This is a genomic window from Leptolyngbya sp. DQ-M1 (assembly GCF_039962505.1).
Lineage (GTDB): Bacteria > Cyanobacteriota > Cyanobacteriia > Leptolyngbyales > Leptolyngbyaceae > Leptolyngbya.
The window spans coordinates 538,346-564,167 of sequence record NZ_JAMPLJ010000003.1 but is presented as its reverse complement, the minus strand read 5'-3'; the positions used below and the strand labels follow the sequence as shown (position 1 = coordinate 564,167).

Sequence of the window (25,822 nt, the reverse complement as noted above, 5' to 3'; positions counted from 1 at the left end):
GAGCAAATTGCGATGGAAATTAACCTTCCTGATGTGTTGGCGGAAGTGACTGCCGTTTTTGAACAATATGAAAAGGCTTTAATTAGTAATGATGTTGCGGTGTTAGATCAGCTTTTTTGGCAAAGTCCGCATACGATTCGCTATGGTGCAACTGAGAATTTATATGGCTATGAAGCGATCGCGCAATTTCGGGCAGGGCGATCGGCGGTGGGACTCGATCGAACCCTACAAAATACAGTGATCACCACTTACGGACAGGATTTTGCTACAGCAAATACGGAGTTTGTCCGCTCTGGTAAAACTGGACGACAAAGCCAAACCTGGATGCGAACGGCTGACGGTTGGAAAGTTATCGCTGCGCACGTTTCGCTAATGTAAATGTAAGTGCTTCAGGTTTGGGAAAATGGTTGAATTGCAGGATTGGATCAGCCAACAAACTTTGTGGACAATTATTCATTCAGAATTGCCACCCTTGCTAATCCAGCTAGAGATTTTATTGCCGCCAATCCCTGAATAAACATCGAAAAACTCCAACCTTTCACAATAAGAAAAGTTGGAGCTTTAAGCGATTTGAATTCCGATCGCTATGCACTCACTGCCGATCGCTCAACCGTAGGCACACTTAATACTTGCTGATACAGCTTCCCCAACTGAGAGGCTACTCCATCCCAGCTAAACATCGCTTCTACCCGATCGCGTCCCGCCCGTCCCAACTGATAGCGGTAAGCTGAATCAGATAAGATCCGATCGATCGCTTGTGCAAATGCCGCATCATCTTTCGGGGGCGCTAACAGTCCAGTCTCTTCAGGAATCACCGTAAACTGCAGTCCACCCACATCTGAAGCCACCACCGGAGTACCGCTTGCCATTGCTTCGATCGCCACCAATCCGAACGGCTCATAATGACTCGGCACCACCGAAACATCTGCCGCAGCATAGTACAAGTGCAAATTCTCCAGCCCCAAACGACCGGGAAACAGCGTGATATCTTGCAAGCCTAATTCATTTACAATCCCTTCAATGCGATCGCGCTCCATCCCATCGCTTTGTCCCGGACGACTGCCACCGCCGATAATCAATTTCAGATTCTCGTGCTGTAATCGCCCGACAGCGCGGACTGCGGTTTCAATGCCTTTACGTCGATCGAACCGTCCCACATACAGCACAATCTTGTCATCTTGATTCAATCCCAGAACCTCACGAGCTTCAGCGCGAGAAATTTGACCAAACCGCTTGATATCAGTTCCACAAGGAATGATATCAATGTTGCCGTGCTGCGAAACGAGCGATCGCATATGTTCCTGCTCTTGAGGGCTGGTGGCAACAATCCGCTCTGCGGTTTCGAGACATTGTTTTTCCGTTGCAAGCCGCGTCTTTGCAATCATCGGAATCGCTGAAACCGATTGATACTTAACGGCTCCTAATGAATGATAAGTGTGAATCTGCTTCGAGCCTTGGAGCTTTTTCAGCGTCATGCCAACCCAAGACGATAGCCAATAATTGGTGTGCACTAACGGGTATTCAACGCCCAAATCAGTTTGGAACTGCTGAAAATTCTGCACAAATTCCGGCAAATAACCAAACAGATCATCACGCGGAATAAATTCTTTCGGGCCTGCGGTGAGCCGAATCGTGCGGCAATGTGGATTATGCTGCACAATCTCAAGCTGATCAGCAGTCGATCGACGAGTAAACATATCGACCTGCCACCCCTGCCGCGAGAGCGCTTCGCCCACTTGCCGCACGTAGACATTCTGCCCGCCCGCTTCTTCTTTGCCAATTTCGATCGCGGGATCGCCATGCACGGAAATCAATGCGATCCGGGGACGCTCACCTGAGATAGCCATAATTTCTCTTACCAAAACACGATGAATGAAAACAAATGTGAAATTTCATAACCATTGCGTTTAAGCGTAGTAATAAATGGCGCAATCCCCATCCTTCAGGAGTCAGAAATCGTAGGATAAGTTTATATAGCTAGATAGCGATAGAAGCGAATCTCTTCTATCGCTGGTTAGATTTTGCAATAAAAAAAGGCAGGGTTACCTGCCTAGATTCAGTGAAGTCCAACTTTAAGCTTTAATACGATCGGTTCAATACATAGTCCGTCAGCTTAATCAAAGCTTGGCGCGAGTCAGAAGGCGGCAAATCTGATAGATGTTCGATCGCAGCCTTGGCATGATAGGTTGCTAATTCCTTCGCTCTTTGAATGCCTTGACTATCTCTTACCAGCGCTAAGGCTTGTTCTAGATCATCTTCCTGAGCAAATTCTCGATCGATCAACTCTTCTAAATAAGGCTTTTCTTCTAAGGCATACAGCACCGGAGCCGTCAAATTTCCACTCTTTAAATCCGATCCCGAAGGTTTTCCAAGCCCCTCAGCTGAACTGGTAAAGTCGAAAATATCATCAACAATCTGAAACGCTAAGCCTAAGTGCCGTCCGTACTGATACAGCTTGTGTGCCTCTGCATCGGAAGCATCACTCAACAATGCTGCCGCTTTCGAGCTATTTGCGATCAAAGATGCCGTCTTGTAATAGCTTTTTTCTAGATAAGAGTCGATCGTTAAACCTGTATCAAAACGAAGCAATCCTTGCTGAATTTCACCTTCGGCAAAATCCTTAATCACCTCAGACAACAGCTTAATCACTTCGATATTTTCTAGATTTGCCAAGTACCACGACGACTGAGCAAACAGAAAATCCCCGGCTAATACGGCAACCTGTGTACTAAATCGGCTATGAACTGCGGGAAGTCCTCGCCGCATCTCCGACTCGTCGATCACATCATCATGCACCAAGCTAGCGGTATGAATCATCTCAGTGATTTCCGCAAGACGGCGATGACGCTGAGTAATCTCCTGTCCGCGCATCGTAGCACGAGCAACGAGCAGGACGATCGCGGGACGAATACGTTTTCCTCCGGCGCTAAACAGGTGTTCTGCGGCAGCGTAAAGAATAGGATGACGCGCACCGATCAGATTTTTAAGGTTCTCGGCAAGTAAACGTAAATCCGCTTCTACCGGAGAAAAGAGGGATGTGGCTGAGGTCATGTAGTTGCCGACTCAGAAGCTATAGGTTAAGTTTTTTTACGGCTTGTGACCTTATTTTACTCATAAATCCGCAAATCTAGGGGATTAAAAATTTGCGGTTCTCAGTTTAGCCGGTTTCAAGCGGCACGATCGCGCCGCTTAACTTCAACACGCTTGAGGAATTGAAGCAGTGGCGACAAGCGCAAACCTAGCTCCTTCACCAAGCTCCAAATAGTCTTAACCAATGGTCTTAACCCACGGCGACCGATTCCGAGAGTGTCACTTGCTGTACTGTCGGAGTGTAACCGAGCCAGCGTTGCGCTACTTCCACAAATGGCTCTGGAGTGCCGCTGACATAAAACTGCGTCGGTAAAGGAGGCTGTGCAGATCGCAAGCCCAGCAATTCCAACTCCTGCGCGGCTGCTTTCGCAACGGAGACGGCCGGATCAATCAGCTGTACCGAACTGGGGACGATCGATCTCACAACCGGAGCGAGGTGCGGATAGTGTGTACAGCCATAAATTAGCGTGTCAATGCTTTGATCTAATAGCGGCTTGAGATAACGTTGAGCGACTTTATAAGTATAAGAATCCTCAATTCGCCCTTGCTCAATCAATGGCACAAACTCAGGACAGCCAATTTGCCAAACTTCAGCGGTCGGCTCAACTTCAAGAATGGCTTGGCGATAGGCATCACTGGCAGCAGTGGCAGGAGTCGAAATTACTCCAATACGTCGTCCTTGTTTGACGGCTGCTCTTGCACCTGGCAGAATCACACCCAGAATCGGTAGACTTGGAAACTCTTGGCGGATGGTTTCGATCGCCAATGCCGAGCTGGTATTACACGCCATAATCACCATTTTGGCGCGACGTTCTACCATCCAATTCAAAATTTCGCGGACAAACTGAATAATTTCGGCCTGCGATCGAGTGCCATACGGGACACGGGCAGTATCACCAAAATACAACAGCGATTCGTTCGGCAGCTGGCGATACATCTCGCGCAGCACCGTTAAGCCACCGACCCCGCTATCAAATAGCCCGATCGGATTTGAGCCATTCGGTGACTCAGCTAAGCAGCCGAACTCTTCTCCCAGGTTGATCATGTCTTACTTCCTCACACCACTCAGAACATTCAGATCAGAACATCAAAAGCCAGAAGGCTGAAGCAATCGTACTCTGATTTTTTGCTTCAGGCTTCTTACTTTCATCTCAGTCTAAGCGCTCTTGTCAAGTGGCTCAACACCGTAGGGGTAGGATTTAACGCGAACTGCGGCTCCCTAGATATTCGAGAACGCCGCGAGCGATCGAATCCGCCATGCGCTGACGATAGGATGACTCTGCCAAGCGAGCCGCATCAGTCCGACCTGTGACAAACCCAACTTCCACTAGAACAGAAGGCATCGAGGTGCGGCGCAAAACAAAGAAGCGGGCACTGCGAACTCCTCGATCTTGAACTCCAGTTCCTTGCAGGACATTGCGATGAATTGTGCGGGCCAGTTCCAAGCCACTTTGGAAATAGTATGTTTCTAGCCCATTCACATCGGGACGACTCATACTGATGGCGTTGGCATGGATGCTGACAAATGCGGTTGCATTTGCTCGCTGTGCAATATCGACGCGGGGCTGGAGATCAAGGTCAGTATCAGCGTTGCGGGTCATCACGACCTGAACCCCTCCTCGCTCTAGATTTGCCTGGACACGGCGGCTGATATCGAGCACGATTTCTTTTTCTTGAATTCCTCTGATGCCAACGGCTCCGGGGTCAGGCCCGCCATGTCCCGGATCGATTACCACGACTAGGCGACCATTGGGAACACGCGGCGGAACGGGGCGCGGATTAGTCGTAGGCGGGACTGGGAGCGGAGAAGGCGTGATTGGGGGTGTCGTCGGCGGAGTAACCGGGAACAATCCGCGACGCACAGGTAAGATCAACTGCTGCGGAGATGTCTGCACAATGTCGCCAAACTGCACATTTGCAGCAGGCACGAACAAGAGTGCGAGATCGTTGCCGTCTTGCCGGACTCGCGCTTGCAGAATTGAGCTACCTGCAGGCAGTTGAGGCCCTCTAAAGCTCTGGTCGGTGCGTGCCGATCGAATCAACACTCGATATGCTCCAGTCGCTCGATCCCAGCCTGTGGTGTAGCTAAGCGGCTGATTGCCACGGATAATCAGTTGGCGATTCGCATCAAGCTCGACAGATTGAACGATCGCGGTTTGACTGGCAGGAGGCTGCGTGACTGGAGGCTGTGTGACCGGAGTTGAACCTACAGCTTGAGGTAAGACAATTAACCCGCCAGAAGGACTCGCGCTAGCTCGCCAATCGGCACTCTGGGGGGACAGCGTTAAGGTCAAGCGAACGCTATCTGGCGTGAATTGTGAGATTTGAGCGCGAGAGACACCGCTTACATTCACTGGAAGGTCACGCGGAAACAGATTCGGAGAAAGGGTTGCGCCAAAGATGTCGATGATCATCTGGCGACGATCGTTCGATCTCAGCGATCGAACTTGTGGAGTAGCGCCCGTTGTTCTTAGAAATAAGCCATCTCCGGTTGCTTGAAGGCTCTGAACAAAGGTGCGACCTGTCGAAGTTGGCGGCAGTTGGCTAATGGGGGGTTGAGCAATGGGAGGCTGGGTAATGGGAGGTTGGGTTACAGGAGGGGTTGCAACGCCTGAAAAGGTTGGCGTAGGAAGCTGTACCGACCATTGATTTGCGGTTCTGCCTTGAAATTGAATGCGGCTCGGATCAACTGTATATCCGGGTGCATATTCAACGACAATTCGAGTGGTTTGGCGATCGAACTGTCCCACCCGAATCGATCGCACGCCACCGTTATAAGATTCTGTGACCTGTGGTCGCCCGAATGTGACACCTGGCAGATCGATTACCAATCGAGTTGGATCGTTCAGCAGTTGTGCCTTGGGCTGAACGCCATCATCGGTCGAAAATTCCAATTGATTCTGGGCTGGACTCAAGCGCCAGGACTGTAATCTTGCTGCTTGAGCCGGAAAGGTGAATAGCAAAAAATAGAATGAGCAGAGCAAAAAGTAAGTCCGGAAATGAAATCTTCTTTGAGACTTTTTTGCACTGGTAGACTGAAGACCGCGTTCCAACTTTTCTCTCCTTTTGTGCGTTGCGCCGCTATTTTTCGGCAATCGTTTCTATGCTTTGATAATCAAAATTGAGCAACGAAATTAAGACTTTTCGCTGACAGCTTCGATCGCCAAAATTAAATTTGCATCCTCTCTCACCCACGATCGATGAATATTTGCTCAGCTAAACATCAAGACTGAAGCTGATATTCACCGCAGAAATTCAACGATTATTACTCAAAAAATTCAGAGCAAAATCAAATCACTGGATCGACTGACTTAATATTCCCAAGCTCGTTCCTGAGATCTGGAAATTTGCGCTTCGTTTTGTTTGGAAAATAGAGTTGTCTAGACTCGATGTGGGCGACGCAAAGAACCCCGATCGAGTTTCTTAAAGGCGAGATCAAATTTTTTAGAAATAGCGGCTGCATACACCCCAAAGCGTGACACAAGGACATCCCAAACCTAAAAAATCTCATTTCTCAGGTTTGGGCTAGAGCATTTTAGTATGGATGCCTCAAGTTCAGCCTAATTTTTTTGCTCAGAGGTCATCAATGCCACTGAGATTCGGAACAGCTACAGAGTCAGTTTGAGGAAAGACGACGCGCAATAGCGGCGGTGCAAGAAAGGTGGTTAGAATCACCATGACAATAATCGCTGCCTGTAACGCATCTGAGAGGATGCCCGTGCTGGCACCAAACGACGCAAACACCAGCCCCACTTCGCCGCGTGGAATCATTCCGACTCCGATCGCCAGTCGATTTAATTCGGGTTGCCCAAACAGCGTAAAGCCCGTGACCACTTTCCCCACGATCGCGACCACGATCAAGAAGGCAGACATAATCAAGCCCTCGCGATTCGCCGGATCAAACGGATTCAACACACTGACATCAGTTCTCGCACCGACAACGACGAAAAAGACAGGCACAAGCATATCTGCGATCGGCTTGATTTGCTCCTCAAGCTCCGCCCGCTTCTCGGTTTCAGCCAGGATTAATCCCGCAGCAAACGCGCCTAAAATTGCCTCTAGCTGAATGACGGCGGCGATATCTGCGAGCACAAACGCCACGATCAAAGCGCTTACCAGTAGCTGTCCGCGAGTTTTCAGCTCATTCACCAGGGTGACAAACAAGGGACTGAGCAATCGTCCGAGCCAGAGGCTACCGATCAAAAAGACAGCAGCACTGATAATCAGATAAATAACGCTGGTGACTTGTACTTCTCCAGTTTTTGCCAGTCCTGCAACCACTGCCAGCACGATAATTCCAAGCACATCATCTAGAACTGCCGCTCCAATGATGATTTGTCCTTCTTTAGAGCTAAGCTGTTGCAGTTCCGACAGTACCCGTGCGGTGATGCCGATACTGGTTGCAGTCAGGGCGGCTCCTGCAAAAATTGCCGGAATTGCAGGGACATTAAAAAGGGTCATCAGTCCGGCTGTGCCAAGCGCGAAGGGAACGGCGACCCCGACACAAGCGACGATCGCGGCTTGCCAACCGACCCGAATCAGTTCTTTGAGATCGGATTCTAACCCAATCTCAAACAGCAGAATCACGACTCCGATCTCTGCAAGCACTGAAATCACTTCGCTCTGCGTTTCAAATACGAGATTGAGCGATTCGGGGCTAAGATGTGCAGTCATTTGGAGCGCTTGCATCACCAGCGATCGGCTTGCATCGAACTCCGCACTTGGAAACACCAGCAAATGCAGCGCGGACACACCGACAATCACACCCGCAACAAGCTCACCAAGAACCGAGGGCAAGTCGAGTCGAGCGCAAATCTCACCGCCAATTTTGCTGGCAAAATACACGACGACTAAACTGAGCAGAACGCCTGCCAATACGAGAGAACTGCTTTCTGCTTCGGCAGCAGCGAGCAGTGAGGGTGAAGAAACAAACGAGTTGAACCAGGACAGGGAGTTGATCATATTGGAGTGGGCGATGCCTATAGCACACGCGAATGTGACCGAAAATCCTTCCTATCGTACAGATTTCTTACGGTTTATTACAAAGACAGACAATTTACTGCATTCAATGTGCTGCATTCTCGATCTTTTATTCAGTGCTCGAACGCCACTGTCAAACTACGGTTTACTAATCGTCTCTAAACCTAGTGAGCAACTTATCCAACAACAAACTATTGCTTTGTGAAAGCTTGCGCCAAAATCGGTGAAAACTGAGATTACGGTTGTAGTTCGATATCTGAATTAATTTCGGCAAAATCGTGTTTTTAGATACAACATCCTCCGGAAGACTAGGTTAACCTTTGGTTAAGACAAGGTAAATTAGAACATTGGTCAGATTTCCTCTCATACAGGAGCAACCCGCGATCGTGCAACCCAGCGAATAATGTCGCTGAAGCGCAAACACCAAAACCCTTTTTATCAGGAGATTAAGAGATGGCAGATCAACACAATTTCTTATACCCGCGCAGCCGCTACCGGGGGCAAGTCAAACCAGAGAATTTGGTGTTTAATGCGAATTTGCAGGAGTTTTCTCAGCGAGTGTCGTATATTTGCTGTCTGGAGACAGGCGGTAAGATGACACCTGAAGAATCGTTTCAAGAAATTCGATCGTTGTGGAAACAACTCAAAAAAAGCCGCAAACAGCTAGGAATTGCCGCTGGAAACAACTCCGATCCGGGCAATATGGCGGTTTAATTCTGATCGCTAACGGGATTGAAGGCGCATCAGTTCAAGCAGGCTGGTGCGTTTTGTTGTGAAAAAGCTTAAGCATTTTGTCCATTGTCGGGTTGAATCTAGCGCGTAGAATGAACACCGGCATTTTCGGGCTAACTGATGGAAATGAGACCTCCTGTACCGCCGTTTACGCTTGAAACGGCAAAAGCTAAGGTTCAAGCGGCTGAAGATGCGTGGAATACTCGCGATCCAGATCGCGTAGCGTTGGCATACACTGAGGACTCGCAATGGCGCAATCGATCGGAGTTCCTCAACGGGCGCGAGGAGATTCGGGCATTTCTCAGGCGCAAATGGAATAAAGAGCTAGATTATCGGCTGAGAAAAGAACTCTGGAGCTTTACCGACAATCGGATTTCGGTTAAGTTTGAGTATGAATGGCACGACGATTCTGGCTACTGGTACCGTTCCTATGGCAATGAACAGTGGGAGTTTGCCGAGAATGGTTTGATGCGACGACGTGAAGCCAGCATCAACGATTTGCCGATTCAGGAATCAGACCGGAAGTTTCGCTGGGCGCGGAGCTAATGCAGGGAAAATTTTTCAACGATCGCAACTCATGCGGCTTTCATCTAAATAAAGAGACCATTCTCCTACTTCAGAGTTTTGAATTCAACGCTAAACTCTGGAATGACTGTGAACCTGTTGAATTAATCTGACTTTATGTTCGTTTCCGTTCGTCGGCTTCGGAGCCGAATCGCTTTTGCGATCGTTACAACCAGTTTAGTTGCCCAAGGTCTATGTCAGAGCGTTGCTAAGGCGGAATTTCTGCCTTATTGCCAGCAAACTACAGACGCAATCCGGCAGAAAGATGGGGCTCGCCGGGCAGCGCTGAATGGCACCCCTGAAGCCCAGCAATCTTATCAAACTTTAATTCGGCAGCAAGCGGAGCAACTGCGGCAGTGTCGCAATCAGAACTGGCTGAAAACTCAGGGGATTTGGTTGCGACTGTATGCCTGTGATACCCGACCGGGTGCGATCGACGAGGTATTAGATCGGATTGTCGATCGCGGCTACAACGAGATTTATGTGGAAACATTCTTCAACGGACAAGTGTTGCTGCCTGCTGCGAACAATCCAACCGCCTGGCAATCGATGGTGCAATCTCCGAATAATGCTGATTTGTTAGCTCAGGTGATTCAGAAAGGGCGCGATCGTGGCTTAAAAGTGTATGCCTGGATGTTTAGCATGAACTTTGGCTACACCTATGCGATCAAGCCTGAAAAGCAAGTGACCTTGTTGCGTAATGGTCGTGGGCAGACTAGCTTTCGTGCCAATACGGTTGCGGGGCTGAGTACCGATTTAGGCACATTGAACCCGGATGAAGCCTTTATTGACCCGTACAGTCTGCTGGCAAAACAGGATTATTACCGCATGATGCAAGAAGTCCTCAAGCGTAAGCCTGATGGTGTGCTGTTTGATTACATTCGCTATCCGCGCAGTCGAGGTAAACAATCAATTACAACCAGCGTGCAGGATTTGTGGATTTTTGGAGAGGCATCGAGGCAAGCGCTGATCGATCGAGGTTTGAATAACAAAGGGCGGGAATTGATCAAACGCTATATCAATCGTGGCTTTATCAGTGCCAGCGATGTTGCGACAGTCGATAAGCTGTTTCCGCGTGAGAAGGTTCCGATGTGGCAGGGACGCGTTCCCAGCACGATCGAAGCCCGTGGCTCTTCGGCTCAGCGAGCCGGAGTTTTGCAAGCAGAGTTGTGGCGGTTGAGTGTGGCTCATGCTATGCAGGGCGTGGTTGATTTTCTCAATCTGGCAGTCTATCCGGTGCGACAAGCAGGACTGCCAGCAGGAGCGGTGTTTTTTCCAGAGGGCAATCAAACGATCGGGCAGGGGTATGATTCTCGCTTGCAGCCGTGGGATCGTTTTCCGCATAATATCGCATGGCATCCGATGTCTTATGCGACTTGTGGGAATGCAAAGTGCGTTGTGCAGCAGGTTCAGCGCGTGTTAGCGCAGGCAGCACCGGGAACCGAGGTAAAACCTGTTTTAGCTGGAGTTTGGCAGGAATCGATTAGCAATCGTCCGCCGTTAGAGGTGCAAATGGAGGCATTGCGATCGCTGTCACCGCGTATTTCGGCGATTAGTCATTTTGCTTATTCTTGGCAGGAGCCGCAATCGGATCAAGACCGTAAATATTGCGCTGCCCGGCGGCTTTAATCTAAAAGGCTTTAATCTAAAAGGCTTTAATCTAAAAGGCTTTAATCTAAAAGGCTTTAATCTAAAAGATAGTGATTCAACTGTTGCGCTAAGGTTTGCACATGGGGCTGTTTGAGTAAAGAGAGGTGATTACCTGGGACTTGATGTACCCGAAGGTGATCGACCAAACTATCCCAACCTAAAGTTGGATTGCGATCGATTGAATTGTGATCGGACTGTTCAGCCGCTTTAAACAGAACCATAGGATGTGGATAAGCTTGAGGCACATATTGATAGGTCGCTTGAGCATTGGCATAGACAATCCGCAGCAGTGAGGGAATGGCAGATTCTTCTAGGAATCGGAGCCGAGTTTCTTCGGGAATTAAGCGCAAAATCGTAGACCATTGCCAGCGCGAAAACCAAGAATTTCGAGCTTGTAGTCGATCGAGCGCAAGGGTACTATAGTCGAGCAAAAATGGCAGGGTTGACCAAAGTGCAGTGCCTAAAAGAAACTTCAGGCTTTGATAGAAGGAAGGTTTATAGCAAGGAGCGGGGGTGTCTAACATTGCTAAGAGTTTCACTTCATATCCTGCACGGGTGAGTTGTTGCGCCATTTCAAAGGCGACAATGCCACCAAAAGACCAGCCTCCTAGAAGATAAGCTCCATCAGGTTGAACCGTTTGGATTGCTTTGATATAGTAAGCTGCGATCGCTTCAATTCGATTGAGCGGTGGTGTTTTTCCATCCAGCCCCAACGGTTGTAGTCCATAAAAGCTGCGATCGCAATCTAGAGCATTTGCAAGTTCTAGATAGGGCAGCACAACGCCAAACATCGGATGAATGCAAAAGAAAGGTTGTTTGCTGGTTCCGAGTGTGAGCGGGACTAAGGGCGACCAGGATACAGAGGGTTTGTCGGGAATGTTCGAGGCCGGAGTCGATCGTTGACGGCGGAAAGCTGTTCGATCAAGTCGAACTAAGGGCGGAATCTTTGAGGCGGGCTGCTGTAAAGTATCGAGAACGGGGGCGAGTTGAGCAATCGTGGGTGCTTCAAACACGCTCTTTAAGGGTAGCTCTAGCCCAAACGCATCACGAACACGAGAAGTCATTTGGGTTGCGAGCAAGGAATGCCCGCCTAACTCAAAGAAGTTATCGTGAATTGTGATCTGCTTCAGTCGTAGAAGATTTTGCCAAATTTCTAATAGGGTTGTTTCTGTGGCAGTTGTAGGATGAGTTGAACTTTTAGCGATCGCGCTGTGGGTGATGTCTTCGCTGAAGGCGGGTAGAGCTTGACGATCGACTTTACCATTTACTGTGATTGGAAGTGCTTCTAGCGGTAAAAAGATAGACGGAATCATATATTCCGGCAGGGTTTCTTTGAGAAATTGGCGCAATTGAGGAACCAATTGCCGCGCAAATTCAGCTTGAAGCGGATTATTTGTGTATTGTTGCCATGAGTTGATTCTTTCCGAACGAGAGCTAGTTTTAGCATCAATATCTTGTCGGATCAGAGAGACATCATAATCACCTGTCTCTGTTTCAGTTGTCCAGGTAAGCTCGACGGTGTAGGGCAGTAATGCTTCTAAGCGGTACCAATCCTGAGGATCGATCGCAAATTCAGGCGATTCCTGTAACTGTTCTCGCATTTGCCCGACTGTTTTTGGTGTTTTTCCACGACTTAACCAAGTTGCAGTTCTAACAGCAGCATTCACTCGACTGTTTTTAACATTCTGGATGATGAGGATTTCTGGCTGCGTCTGAATTAAAACTTCCTGAATCTTCTCGACATTCACTGGGTTTATTTTCCAGTTTAGGGATTGAATTGCAGGAGATTTCAGTTGAGCCTCATCTATCAAGCTGCCTTTAATGTGCAGTAAAACGTTATAGCGAAACTGAGTCATTTCATTGTGGTGCTGCCCGCGTGATAATCGAATCTGCACAGAGCGAATCTGAGGAAACCTATCTTGTAATGCGTAAAAGAGCATTGGATCGATCGCAAGTTCTGGTTCTTCAAAGCGCGATCGATTCATCAACTTTTGCAGGGTCGATCGCTCCATTCCTGCGTCTGCTTTACAAAATTGCATCCAAGCATGAAAAGCAGTGAGCAATGATAGATTTCGCACATCACCAATCCATAAAACTCCGCCTGGTGCTACAGCTTGAATCGCTCCTTCTAGCACCTGCATTAAGTAATCCACGCTGGGGAAGTATTGCACGATCGAATTCAAAATCACTGCATCAAATGATTCAACCTCAATCCCTGTAAAATCAGTCGCAATTCGGTGCAATAGTTCTACTTGAGGAAGTGTTGCTAGTTGGTTCTGAACTCCTTCTAAAGCAATTTTTGAAAAATCTGTGCCTACATATTTCTGGCAATGCGGCGCAAGCTGAAACAGTAACAATCCAGTACCACAGCCGATTTCTAGCACTCGTTTTGGTTTAAGCGCGAGAATTTGCTGGACTCGATCGCTGATCCACTCTTGCATTTGCTCTGGGGGAATTGGCTCCCCGGTGTAGCTGCTGTTCCAGCCTGTGATGTTGAATCGAGAGGCTGGAGATTGATAGGTTTGGTTGTAGAGCGTTTGCCATTGTTCGACCTGTTGCTCGACTTGTTGAGTTTGAAGCGATGTTTGCTGTAACTGTTGAAGATCTAAACTAAAATAAGCAGCTAACCGCATCTCATTCGAGGTTGCTCCAGAGGCGAGAACGGCTGCATCTTGGATGGCAGGATGGCGCTGTAGCGTGGCTTCAATTTCACCAAGTTCAACCCGGAACCCTCGAATTTTGATTTGATCATCGACTCGACCAAGAAACTCAATCGAACCATCCGGGCGGTAACAAGCACGATCGCCTGTCTTATAGAGTCTCAGGTCTTTTCTGTGTATGAATTGATCTGTGGTTAATTCCGAGCGATTGAGATAACCCCGAGAAAGCCCTACACCGCCAATATACAATTCGCCTGGAATGCCAACAGGAACCGGATTGAGGTGGGTATCTAAGAGATAAACTTGCGTGTTAACAATCGGACGACCGATCGACAGGGGAGGATCGCCGGGGTGAAGTTCGGCAACAGTTGACCAGATTGTGGTTTCGGTGGGGCCATACGCATTAAAGAACAAGCGATCGACTGCCCAACGATCGATAACCTGCTGAGAGCAAGCTTCTCCCCCTGTAATCAGCACCCGAAGCGCAGGCAAATCCGCCGACGGCAACACAGCTAAGACGGCTGGCGTTAATAAAGCATGAGTAATCGCATTGTCTTGTAGATAGCGTATCAAAGCGATTCCGGGTAGCTGAGCAGACTTAGACGGGATGTAGAGTGTGCTGCCAGAACCCAGTGCTAAAGCAATCTCAAAAATGGAGGCATCAAAGCTCAAGGAACTAAATTGCAAAACTCGACTGTTGCGAGATAGATGAAACACTCGTTGCTGTGCTTCAACCACATTGCACAATCCTCGATGCGATAAAAGCACTCCCTTAGGTGTGCCTGTAGAGCCAGAGGTATAAATCACATAAGCAAGCTGATCGGGCGTTGGGGGAGAAGCGATCGCGCACTCTTCATCAAGTGGAAGCGGTTGATCTAAACACACAATCTTTGCGGATGATTCAGGGAGAACATCAATCAGCCAAGACTGTGTAAGCAAAACTGAAACCTGAGTATCCATCAGCATGAAGCGGAGTCGATCGTGGGGATAGTTTGGATCGAGCGGCACATAGGCTCCTCCCGCTTTGAGAATTCCGAGAATCCCAATCAGCAGATTGGCAGAACGATCGACACACAATCCCACTAAACAATCGGCTTGCACTCCCAAGTGTCTGAGAGTTTGTGCGAGGCGATCGGCTCGCTGGTTGAGCTGTTGATAAGTGAGTGTTTCTTGCTCTGAAACAAGTGCGATTGCGTTGGGTTCGCGCTGTACCTGTGCTTCAAAGATTTGATGAAAACATTGATCGTTCTGAAGTTGGCTCTCAGTCTGGTTCCACTGAGCTAGAAGCTGGTGTTCTACAGGGGTGAGTAAAGGGAGATCAGATAGGCGATCGTCAGGATTCGCCACAATTCCTTCGAGCAAGGTTTGAAAATGACCGACTAAACGACTGATGCGATCGCGATCAAACAAATCTGTGCTGTAGGAAATAAACCCGCTTAAGCCTGCTTGCGATCGCCATAAGCTGCGTAATCCGTGTGCAGGTTCCCACAAGTGAACCTCTAAATCAAATCGCGTACTAGCTGACTCTAAGGGTGCAGGTTCTAAGGTCAATCCAGGTAATTCTAAAGATTGCATCGGAGCATTCTGGAGTGCAAAAGCAACCTGAAACAAAGGATTACGGCTCAGATCCCGCTCTGGATCTAATTCCTCGACTAACTTCTCAAACGGTAAGTCCTGATGTTCATAAGCTTCTAATGCGACCTTGCGAACCTGCTCCAATAGTTCACGAAATGTTGGATTGCCAGACAGATCCGATCGCATCACTAAACTATTCACAAAAAAGCCAATTAATCCTTCTACTTCGCTGCGATGACGATTTGCAATTGGAACACCGATCGCAATGTCCTCTTGCGCTGTATACCGATGTAGCAATGTCTGAAATGCTGCAAGCAGAATCATAAACAAAGTGGCTCCAGTCTGCTGACTCAGAGCTTCTAATTGCTCGGTCAGCTCTAGAGAAAATTGCAGAGGATAAGTTGCGCCACGATAGGTTTGAACTGTAGGACGAGGGCGATCGCTCGGTAAATTCAGTACGGGTAAATCTTGTAGCTGCTTCAGCCAGTATGATCGTTGTTTTTCTAAAATTTCTCCCTGCAACCAGTTGCGCTGCCAGCAAGCAAAATCGGCGTACTGCATCGGTAGGGGTGGTAATTCTGGCGATCGTTCCTCAACAAATGCGGTGTAACAGTGCGCTAATTCTTGAACCAGCACACCCAGCGACCAGCCATCTGCAACAATATGATGCAGGGTGAGCAACAGCATTGCTTCTGTTGAGCTAAACTCCAGCAGTGTGATTCGTAAAAGTGAATCCGTTGCGAGATTAAACGATCGCTGTGCCTCAGTCGTCGCTAATTGTTGGCTTATCTGTTCAGGCGCTGTGACGTTGGATAGCTGCACCACTGATAAATCAACTTTGATATCCGGTTCGATCACTTGAACGGGTTGACCGTCAACCACAGCAAATCGAGTACGAAGGGCAGCATGGCGGCGCACAATCTCATTAAACGATCGCTCCAAAGCCGCTCGATTCACAGTTCCTTTCAGGCGAATGGCAGCAGGCACATTGTAGAACGGATTATTAGGCGCAAGTTGGTACAAAAACCACAATCGTTCCTGAGCAAACGATAAAGGAAATACTTGAGTTTTGAGTTGAGCGGATTGAGTAGATTGCAAGTACGTAATGATTTCAGCTTTACGCCCAGCTAATTCCTGGCGTAACTCTTTTGTTAAAGTTCCTTCTGGAGCATTACAGCGCAATCGAACTTCAGCATGATCATGCCTAATCGATAGTTGAACATCTAAACCCTGAAGATAAGACACCAATTCAGCGATCGTTCGGTTCGTCATAGTTCAATTTCCTCACGATGGCGCGAATTGGTTTGTCCTAAAGCTTCGACTCTTTGGGCTAATTGCGCGATCGTTGGCGCTTCAAATACCGATCGCAAGGGGAGTTCAACCTGAAATCGATCGCGAATGCGTGAAACAAGCTGAGTCGCTAACAATGAGTGCCCCCCTAACTCAAAAAAACTATCTTGAGTTCCGATCTGTTCGCGCCCAAGCAGTTGAATCCAGAGTTCAATCAGTGATGCTTCTAATGAGGTTGCGGGAAGCACCAGACTATTTTCTTTTATGCTGCTGAAGTTCGGAAGAGGTAATGCTCTGGGATTAACTTTGCCATTCACAGTCAAAGGCAACGTATCTAACATTACAAACCCAGCAGGCAACATATAAGCAGGTACTTTAGCTTTGAGAAATGCTCTTAGCTCTTTCTCCGTTACCTCTTCAGAGCTTTGAGGAACAACGTAAGCAATTAACTGGCGATCGTGATCTATTTCCCGCACCGTGACTATGCTGGTCTGTACCTTCGGATGCTGTATGAGAATTGCCTCGATCTCACCTAACTCAACTCGAAATCCTCGGATTTTAACTTGGTCATCCATTCGCCCCAAAAACTCAAGATTGCCATCAGGATGATATAGCGCTCGATCGCCCGTCCGATAAAGTCTCAGGTCTCCAACCTGAACAAATCTTTCTGCGGTCAATTCCTGGCGGTTGAGATATCCCTGCGCTAAACCATCACCCCCTAAGTAAATCTCACCGCTCACCCCTACGGGAACTGGATTTAGCTTTGCATCTAATAGATAGACCTGAGTATTGGCGATCGCTTGACCGATTGGAATGGTAGTTGCATTCTCTGACACGCTTTGCACTTCATACCAGGTTGAAAACGTGGTGTTTTCTGTTGGACCGTAAACATGAATGAGGTGTTGAGGCTTTCCTTGATGCAGCAGCGATCGTACGCACTCCACATTCGCCATCTCGCCCCCAAATAATAGGAATTTGAGCGATCGGAAAGCATCGGGAATCTGACGAATCGTTTGATTGAACAATGCCGTTGTCAGAAACAGAATGCTAATTTGATGCTGCTGCAATTGAGCAACAAAATCAGTCGGCAAAAGGGTACTCTCTCGCTCTAGCCCAACTACTCGCGCTCCATTCAGTAATGCTCCCCAAACCTCAAAAGTTGCTGCATCAAAGGACAAACTTGCTACCTGTGCAATTCGATCGTTCGGTTCTATCTCTATATAGTTCGTATCACACACCAATCGATTAACGCTGCGATGGGACACCATTACTCCCTTGGGTGTTCCAGTTGAACCAGAAGTATAAATCACATAAGCAAGCTCATTTCCTGTGCAAGCATTGGATAAATTTTCATCCGATTCTTCAGCGATCGCGCTCCACTCCTGCTCTAAACACATCACTCTAGTTCGATCAAATCGCTCTGCCCAACTTGCTTGGGTTAAAATGATCGCAATTCCCGCATCTTCGATCATGAGCTGCAATCGCTCTGATGGATAGCTTGGATCAAGCGGCACATAAGCACCCCCCGCTTTTAGCACAGCTAACATTGCCGCGATCGCTTCAATCCCCCGCTCTAAACAGATTCCAACAGGCATTCCCGCCCGCACACCGTAGCGCTGCAAGTACCGCGCTAGCTGGTTACTTCCTTGATTTAAAGCTGAATAGGTGAATGATTGATCACCAAATTGAACCGCGATCGCAGTTGGTCTTTGTTTAACCTGTGCTTCAAACAATTGATGGATTCCGACACTTGCAGGATAATGCGATCGATGACTGCTCCAATGCTTGAGTAATGCGTCTTGCTCTTGACCACTTAACAAGGATAGTTCAGACAAACAAGCCTCTGGATTCGCAACAATGCTTTCTAATAGCGTTTGAAAATGCTGGCGCAGAGCTGCGATCGTGCTGCCATCAAATAAATCAGTGTTGTAAACAAGGATGCCGCGTAATCCGTCTGTCTGTTGCCAGTCTTTACCCCATAGATTCCGAAAGTTATCGCCGCACTTCCAAAGATAAACTTCCAGATTAAAGCGCGAAGTCTTTGTTTCTAAATCTACTGGACTTAACACTAAACCCGGTAACACTAATTGTTCCATCGGCGTATTTTGTAGCGCAAATACAACCTGAAACAGTGGATTCTGCCCCAAGTTCCGAATCGGCTGGAGTTCTTCAACTAGCTTTTCAAACGGCAAATCTTGATGAGCATACGCAGCTAATGTCACCTTCCGCACCCGATCTAAGAGTTCTCGGAACGTTGGATCGCCTGTTAAATCCGCTCTTAGCACCAAGCTATTCACAAAAAAGCCAATCAAGCCCTCTAACTCGCTTTGGTGACGATTCGCAACCGGAGAACCGATCGCAAGATCTGTCTGTCCCGTGTAGTGATAAATCAAAGTTTGGAACGCTGCCAATAAGGTCATAAATAGCGTGACACCCGCTTCCTGACTTAATTCCTCCAGCGCGTCTAATAGTTGCTGTGGTAGCTCGATTAATTGACTCGCCCCCCGGTAACGTGGCTCATCCTCGCGAGAAATAGAACTTGGCAAATTGAGTGCAGGTAAATCCTTTAGCTGCTGCTTCCAATAGTGCAACTGGGTTGTCAGTACCTCGCCTTGCAAATACTGTCGTTGCCAGTGAGCAAAATCTGCATATTGCACAGGCAGTTCTGGCAGAACCGCAGGCTTACCGTGAACGATCGCCGCATAAAACTCCCCCAACTCTCGAATTAAAACGCCGCTCGACCATTCATCGAAAATAATGTGATGCAGCAAAATTAAAAACAAATGCTCTTGATCGTGTAACTGCCAAAGCCGCGATCGCAATAGTGACCCCGCATTCAAATCAAACGGTCGCTCAATCTCCTGCCAAATCTCCTCTACTGCAATGTTCTCGCGAACACTCGCAGGCATTGTTCGTAAATCAGTAGATTTCAGTGGGATTTGCGCGGCTTGAGCTACGACCTGAAGCAACTGCCCATCAATCTGCTCGAATGTTGTTCTGAGAATTTCATGCCGCCGAACGATCGCATCGATGCTTTGCTGAAGCTGCGCTCGCCTTAAATCACCCGTCAGCCGAAAGACCAGGGGGATACTATAGAGAGAGGCTCCCGGCAAAAGTTGTTCAATAAACCATAAGCGCTGTTGAGCAAATGAGGCTGGAAAAATAAAACTCTCTTCAACATCTTTTTGGATCGGCTGATCTGAAATCATTCCCACCTGCATCTGGTCAACTTCAACAGTTGTAAGGGAAGCCATGGTTCAAAAATTACGCTTTAGGATAGATTTTGCCCCAGAAATCTGTATTGTTTTATTGCCGTTTGATGCACAGCTTTGCATTCTAAAAATTTCTCTTAACCTTCTAAATTTCTCTTAACCTTCTAAGTGATGCGAAACCAATTCCACCAGCATCAGAAATTAGCGCATCAATTTTTAGCACCTGAGGAAAAGCAATCGACGCCTAACTGATCGCTCTAAATCTCACTCTCGATCGCGTACAACGTTGCTCATCAAGGACTGAAATAAGATCGCTCTTGTGTCTCTCTTTTAAAGCTGAAACGAGATTCTTACGGGGTAAGATGAAAAAATGCTCAAAACCGTATTGTCAAGCTCAAATTGTTGGGTGCGCAGCAGCCAGCAATCTTTGCCACGACAGAACAACGGAGGAGTGGATTTTTCGTTTAGTCAGATTTGTTGCTGCTGCAACCCAAGAGGAATCATGAGTCAAGAATTGTTTGATAAGCTCAAAGCGATCGTCGCAGAACAGTTGAGCATCGACGATCCCAGCACCATCCGTCCGGAATCAAACTTCCAGAACGATCTCGGTGCCGATTCGCTCGATGTCGTTGAGCTTGTAATGGCGATCGAAGAAGAATTTGAAATCGAAATCCCCGACGAAGCGGCAGAAAAGATGACCACTGTCCAAGAGGCAGTCGATTACATCAGCAGCAGAGTTGCAGAAACCGCATAATGAGCGGGAGTCGGGAGTCGGGAGACGCAATGTGCCACCCCCCGCTCCCTATTCCCAACTCCCTACTCCCTTTCTTTATTGGACATCATGACAAATTCGGTAAATAAGCGCGTTGTGGTCACAGGGCTTGGTGCAGTTACGCCGATCGGCAATACGCTTTCTGAGTTCTGGGACGGTTTGATGAGCGGGCGCAATGGCGTTGCCCCGATTACCCTGTTTGATGCGTCCCGGCACGATTGCCGTTTTGCGGCTGAGGTGAAGGGATTTGACCCGCATCAATATATGGATCGCAAAGAAGCCAAGCGGATGGATCGCTTCTGTCAACTCGCGATCGCAGCCAGTAAGCAAGCTTTGGCAGATGCTGAGTTCACGATCAACGACCTCAACGCCGAGCAGGTCGGCGTGTTGATCGGAACGGGCATTGGTGGTTTGAAAGTGCTGGAAGATCAGCAAGAAGTTAATCTAACCAAAGGCCCCGATCGCTGTAGCCCGTTCATGATTCCGATGATGATCGCGAACATGGCGGCGGGATTAACCGCGATTCAAATCGGTGCGAAAGGCCCGAACTCTTGTTCAGTGACAGCCTGCGCTGCCGGATCAAACGCGATCGGTGATGCCTTTCAATGGGTTCGACGCGGCTATGCTCAGGCGATGATCTGCGGCGGAACCGAGGCTGCCGTGACCTCGCTTGCGGTTGCTGGCTTTGCCGCTTGTAAAGCGCTCTCCCTCCGCAACGGCGATCCGGCTCACGCTAGCCGTCCGTTTGACAAAGACCGCGATGGCTTCGTACTCGGTGAAGGGGCAGGCATTCTTCTGCTCGAAGAAATGGAACACGCTCTAGCCCGTGGAGCCAAAATCTACGCGGAAATCGTCGGCTACGGCGTGACTTGCGATGCTTACCATATCACCAGCCAAACTCCCGGCGGAAAAGATGCCGCCAGAGCAATGCAGCTCTGCCTCAAAGATGGCGGATTAACCCCGGATCAAGTTGATTACGTCAACGCTCACGGCACAAGTACACCCGTGAATGATCCGAACGAGACCATGGCGATCAAAACTGCCCTTGGCGATCGCGCTCATCAAATTCTCGTCAGCTCAACCAAATCGATGACCGGACACTTACTCGGCGGATCTGGGGGAATCGAAGCGGTCGCAACCGTCATGGCAATCAAGCACGATCGCGTTCCTCCCACGATTAACTTAGTTGAGCCTGATCCAGAGTGTGATTTGGATTACGTGGCGAATCAAAGCCGTGATCATATTGTCAACGTGGCGCTTTCAAACTCCTTCGGTTTTGGTGGACACAACGTCACACTGGCATTCAAAAAGTTTGTGCCCTGAGCTTGAAGTGTCTACCGTTATCGAGGATTATTAGGAGGCTGTTATCGAATAGCAGGTTCCGATAGCTTTTTCTGATTAGGTAGTTTTGCCTACCATTCTTCATAATGGAAAGAGGTATTCGCGTTCTGTCCGAATTCTTCCGTTATTGCCCAATCGTCGTTCATTCTTAACAGAAATCATGGTCGTTGCAGCCCAGTCACTCGAAGAACTTTGCATTAATTCGATTCGCTTCTTAGCGATCGACGCAGTTGAAAAGGCAAAATCCGGACACCCAGGCTTGCCGATGGGTGCAGCTCCGATGTCTTTTGTGCTGTGGGATAAGTTCATGCGGTTTAACCCGAAAAATCCCAAATGGTTTAATCGCGATCGCTTCGTTTTGTCGGCGGGTCACGGTTCGATGCTGCAATACGCGCTCTTGTACCTGACAGGTTACGACAGCGTGACGATCGAAGACATCAAGCAGTTCCGTCAGCTCGGATCGCGCACTCCCGGACATCCGGAAAACTTTGAAACCCTGGGTGTAGAAGTCACGACAGGTCCGCTCGGTCAGGGGATTTGCAACGGCGTTGGATTGGCAATGGCGGAAGCGCACCTGGCAGCGAAGTTCAACAAGCCAGAGGCGACGATCGTAGACCACTACACCTACGTGATTTTGGGTGATGGCTGCAACATGGAAGGTGTTTCCGGTGAAGCTTGTTCACTCGCTGGACACTTAGGACTCGGTAAACTGATCGCACTCTACGATGACAACCACATTTCGATCGATGGTGATACCTCCGTTTCCTTTACGGAAGATGTGGGCAAGCGCTTTGAAGCTTACGGCTGGCAAGTCTTAGTCGTTCCCGACGGTGACACCAATCTGCAAGCGATCCAAGAAGCGATCGAAACGGCGAAGCAGGAAACCGGTAGACCGACTTTGATCAAAGTTCGCACGACGATCGGCTATGGTTCTCCGAACAAAGCCAACACCGCAGGCGTTCACGGTGCGGCACTGGGTGGCGATGAAGTTGCGGCAACACGGAACAATCTCGGTTGGGATCACGAACCGTTTGTTGTGCCTGAAGATGCGTTGAACCACTGGCGCAAAGCGATCGAGCGCGGTGCAAAACTCGAAGATGAATGGAATGCGACGTTTGCAAACTACAAATCGAAGTATGCCGAAGAAGCCGCAGAATTTGAGCGAATGCTGAGCGGCAAACTTCCGGACGGTTGGGAAAAGTGCCTACCGACCTACACTCCCGAAGACAAAGGCTTAGCTACTCGTCAAACCTCTGAGAAAACTCTAAACGCGATCGCGCCTGTCGTTCCTGAATTAATCGGCGGTTCTGCCGACTTAACCCACTCGAACTTGACTCTACTCAAAGGCTTCGGCGACTTCCAGAAAGGCTCTTATCAAAACCGCAACCTCCGCTTTGGAGTCCGTGAACATGGAATGGGCGCAATCTGTAACGGCATTGCGCTGCACGGTTCAGGGCTGATTCCCTACTGTGCAACCTTCCTGGTGTTTGCAGACTACATGAGAGCAGCCATTCGTCTGTCGGCACTGTCGCAGGCTCAAGTCATTTATGTCATGACGCATGACTCAGTGGCTTTGGGTGAAGATGGCCCAACGCACCAACCGATCGAAACGATCGCATCGTTACGCGCCATCCCAAACCTGCTGGTCTTCCGTCCTGCTGATGGTAACGAAACCTCTGGCGCGTACAAAATCGCAATGGAGCGCCGCGATCAGCCTTCGCTGCTGGCAATGACTCGTCAAGCCTTGCCGAACCTGGATGGCAGCTCGATCGATGCTGTATCCCGTGGCGCTTACATTCTCTCTGGTAGCGACGACCTGCCGGACATCATCTTGGTTGGAACCGGAAGCGAAGTCAGCTTGTGTGTTACAGCGGCTGAGAAGCTACGGACTGAAGGCTATAAAGTTCGCGTGGTATCAATGCCTTGCTGGGAACTGTTTGAGGAGCAGGATGAAGCTTACAAAAACACGATTTTCCCGAAAGCGGATCAAAAGCGCTTAGTTGTAGAAGCAGCTTCGAGCTTTGGCTGGCAGAAGTACATGGGATCAGAAGGCGACATGATCAGCATTGAGCGCTTCGGAATTTCGGCTCCGGGCGGTGAAGCGATGAAGAAATTCGGCTACACCGTGGAGAACGTTGTAGCGCGTGCGAAAGCGGTCATCGGCAAATAACCTCAAGCTTTGCTTTGAGTAATTAGTCGCGGTGAACCCGGACTTGCGAAAGCTCGCCCTTTTGAGCGATTTCTAGCTTTCGCAAGTCCGGGTATCGATCGTTGACAAAAGCCATGGGTTTGCATCACCCTAGCTTGCCGATGCTGCTTTTATTCCTGTAGAGAATCAGCTCTGCCTCGATGAGACAGAGCTTTCTTTATTCCTCTGTTTCATGCTCCTCTGGCTGTCGTGCCCGACTTCCTGCCAGCGCCACACTAATCGCATCTAGCACCCGCGCCACCGGAATCACTTCCATCCCTACATCCCCGTAATTTGCACCTTTAGGCACGATCGCTTTTTTGAATCCCAGTTTCGCGGCTTCTTTCAATCGCAATTCGGTCTGAGAAACCGGGCGCACCTGTCCGCCGAGTCCAACTTCCCCGATCAACACCGTGTACGGATCAACGATACGATCGCGAAAACTTGCCGCCACTGCCACCGCTACACCCAGATCTGCCGCAGGTTCAGCTACATTCAAACCGCCCGACGAGGCAACATAAGCATCCAGTTTCGATAAGGGAATGCCGACTCGCTTTTCTAGCACTGCCAGAATTTGCAGCAATCGGTTGTACTCGATTCCCGTGGTAGATCGCCGCGGTGAACTGTAACTCGTGGCACTCACTAGCGCCTGCAACTCCACGACGATCGGGCGGGTGCCCTCACAAGCGACGATCGTCGCCGTCCCCGATGCAGCATCTTCTCGGCTGCCCAAGAACAACTCTGACGGGTTGAGTACCTCTTGTAGCCCTTGATCGACCATCTCGAACACGCCGATTTCATGTGTCGCCCCGAAGCGATTTTTCACCGATCGCAGCAATCGATGGCTTGCAAAGCGATCGCCCTCAAAGTACAGCACCGTATCGACCAGGTGTTCTAGCACTTTCGGGCCTGCGATCGCGCCTTCTTTGGTGACGTGACCGACGATGAAGAGGGTAATATTCTGCCGTTTCGCTACCTGCATCAGAACCGAAGTACACTCTCGCACCTGCGATACCGATCCGGGAGCCGAAGTCAGCGCACTGTAGTACAGCGCCTGAATACTATCGATAATCGCCACTCTCGGCTTCAGTGATTCCAACTCGGTCAAAATCGTATCCAAATCAATCTCTGGCAACAGATGAAGACTGCCCTCCTCGGATGGCTCAATCAATTCCGCTGCTTCAGGAGTCGCCTTGTTCCCCACGCCCAATCGCTGCGCTCGCAACTTCACCTGTCGTCCCGATTCTTCCGCACAGACATACAGCGTTCGATATCGCGTCGCCAATCGATTTGCCGTCTGAAGCAGCAGCGTCGATTTCCCAATTCCCGGATCGCCGCCAATCAGCACCAGCGATCCGGGCACAATCCCACCGCCCAACACGCGATCGAGTTCCACATAGCCCGATGCCAGGCGATCTTGAGCCTGATCAGAAATCTCGTTTAGCTTTAGCGACGCGATCGCTTGGGCAGGAGTATTCGATCGACTCTTGCCATTCGTGCCGCGTATCCGTGTAATCTGAGCCATTGCTGCGGGCGGAGTTGCCGGACGAGCGACCTGTTCTTCAAGGGAGTTCCAGGTCGAGCAAGACGGACAGCGACCGAAATGTTGAGAAAATTCCGCTCCACAATCGTTGCAAACAAACGTCGATCGTACTTTAGGCATTTGCAAAACTTAAAAAAATAGATTACTTGTGAACTTTCGTAAAGCTTAAGAAAGCCTGAAGCTCAGCCATAATCAGGATTTGATAGCCTGAGAATTAAAAAGTGA

15 protein-coding genes are annotated in these 25,822 nt (G+C 49.0%); 7 read left to right on the top strand and 8 right to left on the bottom strand.

All coding sequences use genetic code 11. The features are described from left to right. Positions 1–12 precede the first annotated feature (12 nt). Positions 13–378, top strand: a complete 366-nt coding sequence (hpxZ, locus tag NC981_RS12415) for an oxalurate catabolism protein HpxZ (protein ID WP_348243070.1) — start codon at positions 13–15, stop codon at positions 376–378. A gap of 206 nt (positions 379–584) precedes the next feature. Here hpxZ and NC981_RS12410 read toward each other — a convergent pair whose 3' ends face one another. The 5 genes from NC981_RS12410 to NC981_RS12390 form a co-directional block, all read right to left on the bottom strand. Beyond that, complete coding sequence (locus NC981_RS12410; RefSeq protein ID WP_348243069.1) at positions 585–1,847, bottom strand: glycosyltransferase family 1 protein; 1,263 nt, start codon at positions 1,845–1,847, stop codon at positions 585–587. Between the two features lie 232 nt (positions 1,848–2,079). Beyond that, positions 2,080–3,051: a solanesyl diphosphate synthase gene (gene sds / locus NC981_RS12405; RefSeq protein WP_348243068.1), complete on the bottom strand. Its 972-nt coding sequence runs from the start codon at positions 3,049–3,051 to the stop codon at positions 2,080–2,082. Between the two features lie 229 nt (positions 3,052–3,280). Then, on the bottom strand, positions 3,281–4,135 hold the full coding sequence (gene murI / locus NC981_RS12400) for a glutamate racemase (RefSeq protein WP_190379032.1): 855 nt from the start codon (positions 4,133–4,135) through the stop codon (positions 3,281–3,283). A 154-nt stretch (positions 4,136–4,289) separates the two neighbouring features. Beyond that, the gene (locus tag NC981_RS12395; RefSeq protein WP_348243067.1) at positions 4,290–6,074 is read right to left on the bottom strand and encodes an N-acetylmuramoyl-L-alanine amidase; all 1,785 of its coding nucleotides are present in this window, start codon (positions 6,072–6,074) and stop codon (positions 4,290–4,292) included. A 589-nt stretch (positions 6,075–6,663) separates the two neighbouring features. After that, complete coding sequence (locus NC981_RS12390; protein WP_348243066.1) at positions 6,664–8,052, bottom strand: cation:proton antiporter; 1,389 nt, start codon at positions 8,050–8,052, stop codon at positions 6,664–6,666. A gap of 471 nt (positions 8,053–8,523) precedes the next feature. Between NC981_RS12390 and NC981_RS12385 the strand changes: the two genes are divergently transcribed. The 3 genes from NC981_RS12385 to NC981_RS12375 all read left to right on the top strand — a co-directional run bounded on the left by NC981_RS12385 (position 8,524) and on the right by NC981_RS12375 (position 10,995). Beyond that, on the top strand, positions 8,524–8,784 hold the full coding sequence (locus NC981_RS12385) for a hypothetical protein (RefSeq protein ID WP_348243065.1): 261 nt from the start codon (positions 8,524–8,526) through the stop codon (positions 8,782–8,784). 138 nt (positions 8,785–8,922) lie between these two features. Beyond that, the gene (locus NC981_RS12380; RefSeq protein WP_190379036.1) at positions 8,923–9,348 is read left to right on the top strand and encodes a nuclear transport factor 2 family protein; all 426 of its coding nucleotides are present in this window, start codon (positions 8,923–8,925) and stop codon (positions 9,346–9,348) included. Positions 9,349–9,483: 135 nt separating this feature from the next. Next, positions 9,484–10,995: a hypothetical protein gene (locus tag NC981_RS12375; protein WP_348243064.1), complete on the top strand. Its 1,512-nt coding sequence runs from the start codon at positions 9,484–9,486 to the stop codon at positions 10,993–10,995. A 56-nt stretch (positions 10,996–11,051) separates the two neighbouring features. Here NC981_RS12375 and NC981_RS12370 read toward each other — a convergent pair whose 3' ends face one another. Further along, complete coding sequence (locus NC981_RS12370; protein ID WP_348243063.1) at positions 11,052–16,523, bottom strand: amino acid adenylation domain-containing protein; 5,472 nt, start codon at positions 16,521–16,523, stop codon at positions 11,052–11,054. After that, positions 16,520–19,795, bottom strand: coding sequence for an amino acid adenylation domain-containing protein (locus tag NC981_RS12365; RefSeq protein ID WP_348243062.1), 3,276 nt, complete (start codon positions 19,793–19,795; stop codon positions 16,520–16,522). The genes NC981_RS12370 and NC981_RS12365 overlap by 4 nt, the downstream gene beginning before the upstream one ends. A gap of 460 nt (positions 19,796–20,255) precedes the next feature. Here NC981_RS12365 and acpP point away from each other — a divergent pair, with 460 nt between their 5' ends. From acpP to tkt, 3 genes are all read left to right on the top strand, one after another. After that, complete coding sequence (gene acpP / locus NC981_RS12360; RefSeq protein WP_190379039.1) at positions 20,256–20,507, top strand: acyl carrier protein; 252 nt, start codon at positions 20,256–20,258, stop codon at positions 20,505–20,507. Positions 20,508–20,594: 87 nt separating this feature from the next. After that, positions 20,595–21,848, top strand: coding sequence for a beta-ketoacyl-ACP synthase II (gene fabF, locus NC981_RS12355; RefSeq protein ID WP_348243061.1), 1,254 nt, complete (start codon positions 20,595–20,597; stop codon positions 21,846–21,848). Between the two features lie 178 nt (positions 21,849–22,026). Next, the gene (gene tkt / locus NC981_RS12350) at positions 22,027–24,036 is read left to right on the top strand and encodes a transketolase (RefSeq protein ID WP_348243060.1); all 2,010 of its coding nucleotides are present in this window, start codon (positions 22,027–22,029) and stop codon (positions 24,034–24,036) included. 196 nt (positions 24,037–24,232) lie between these two features. On the opposite strand, the gene radA is transcribed toward tkt, so the two are convergent. Next, on the bottom strand, positions 24,233–25,717 hold the full coding sequence (gene radA, locus NC981_RS12345) for a DNA repair protein RadA (protein WP_348243059.1): 1,485 nt from the start codon (positions 25,715–25,717) through the stop codon (positions 24,233–24,235). Between the last annotated feature and the right edge of the window lie 105 nt (positions 25,718–25,822).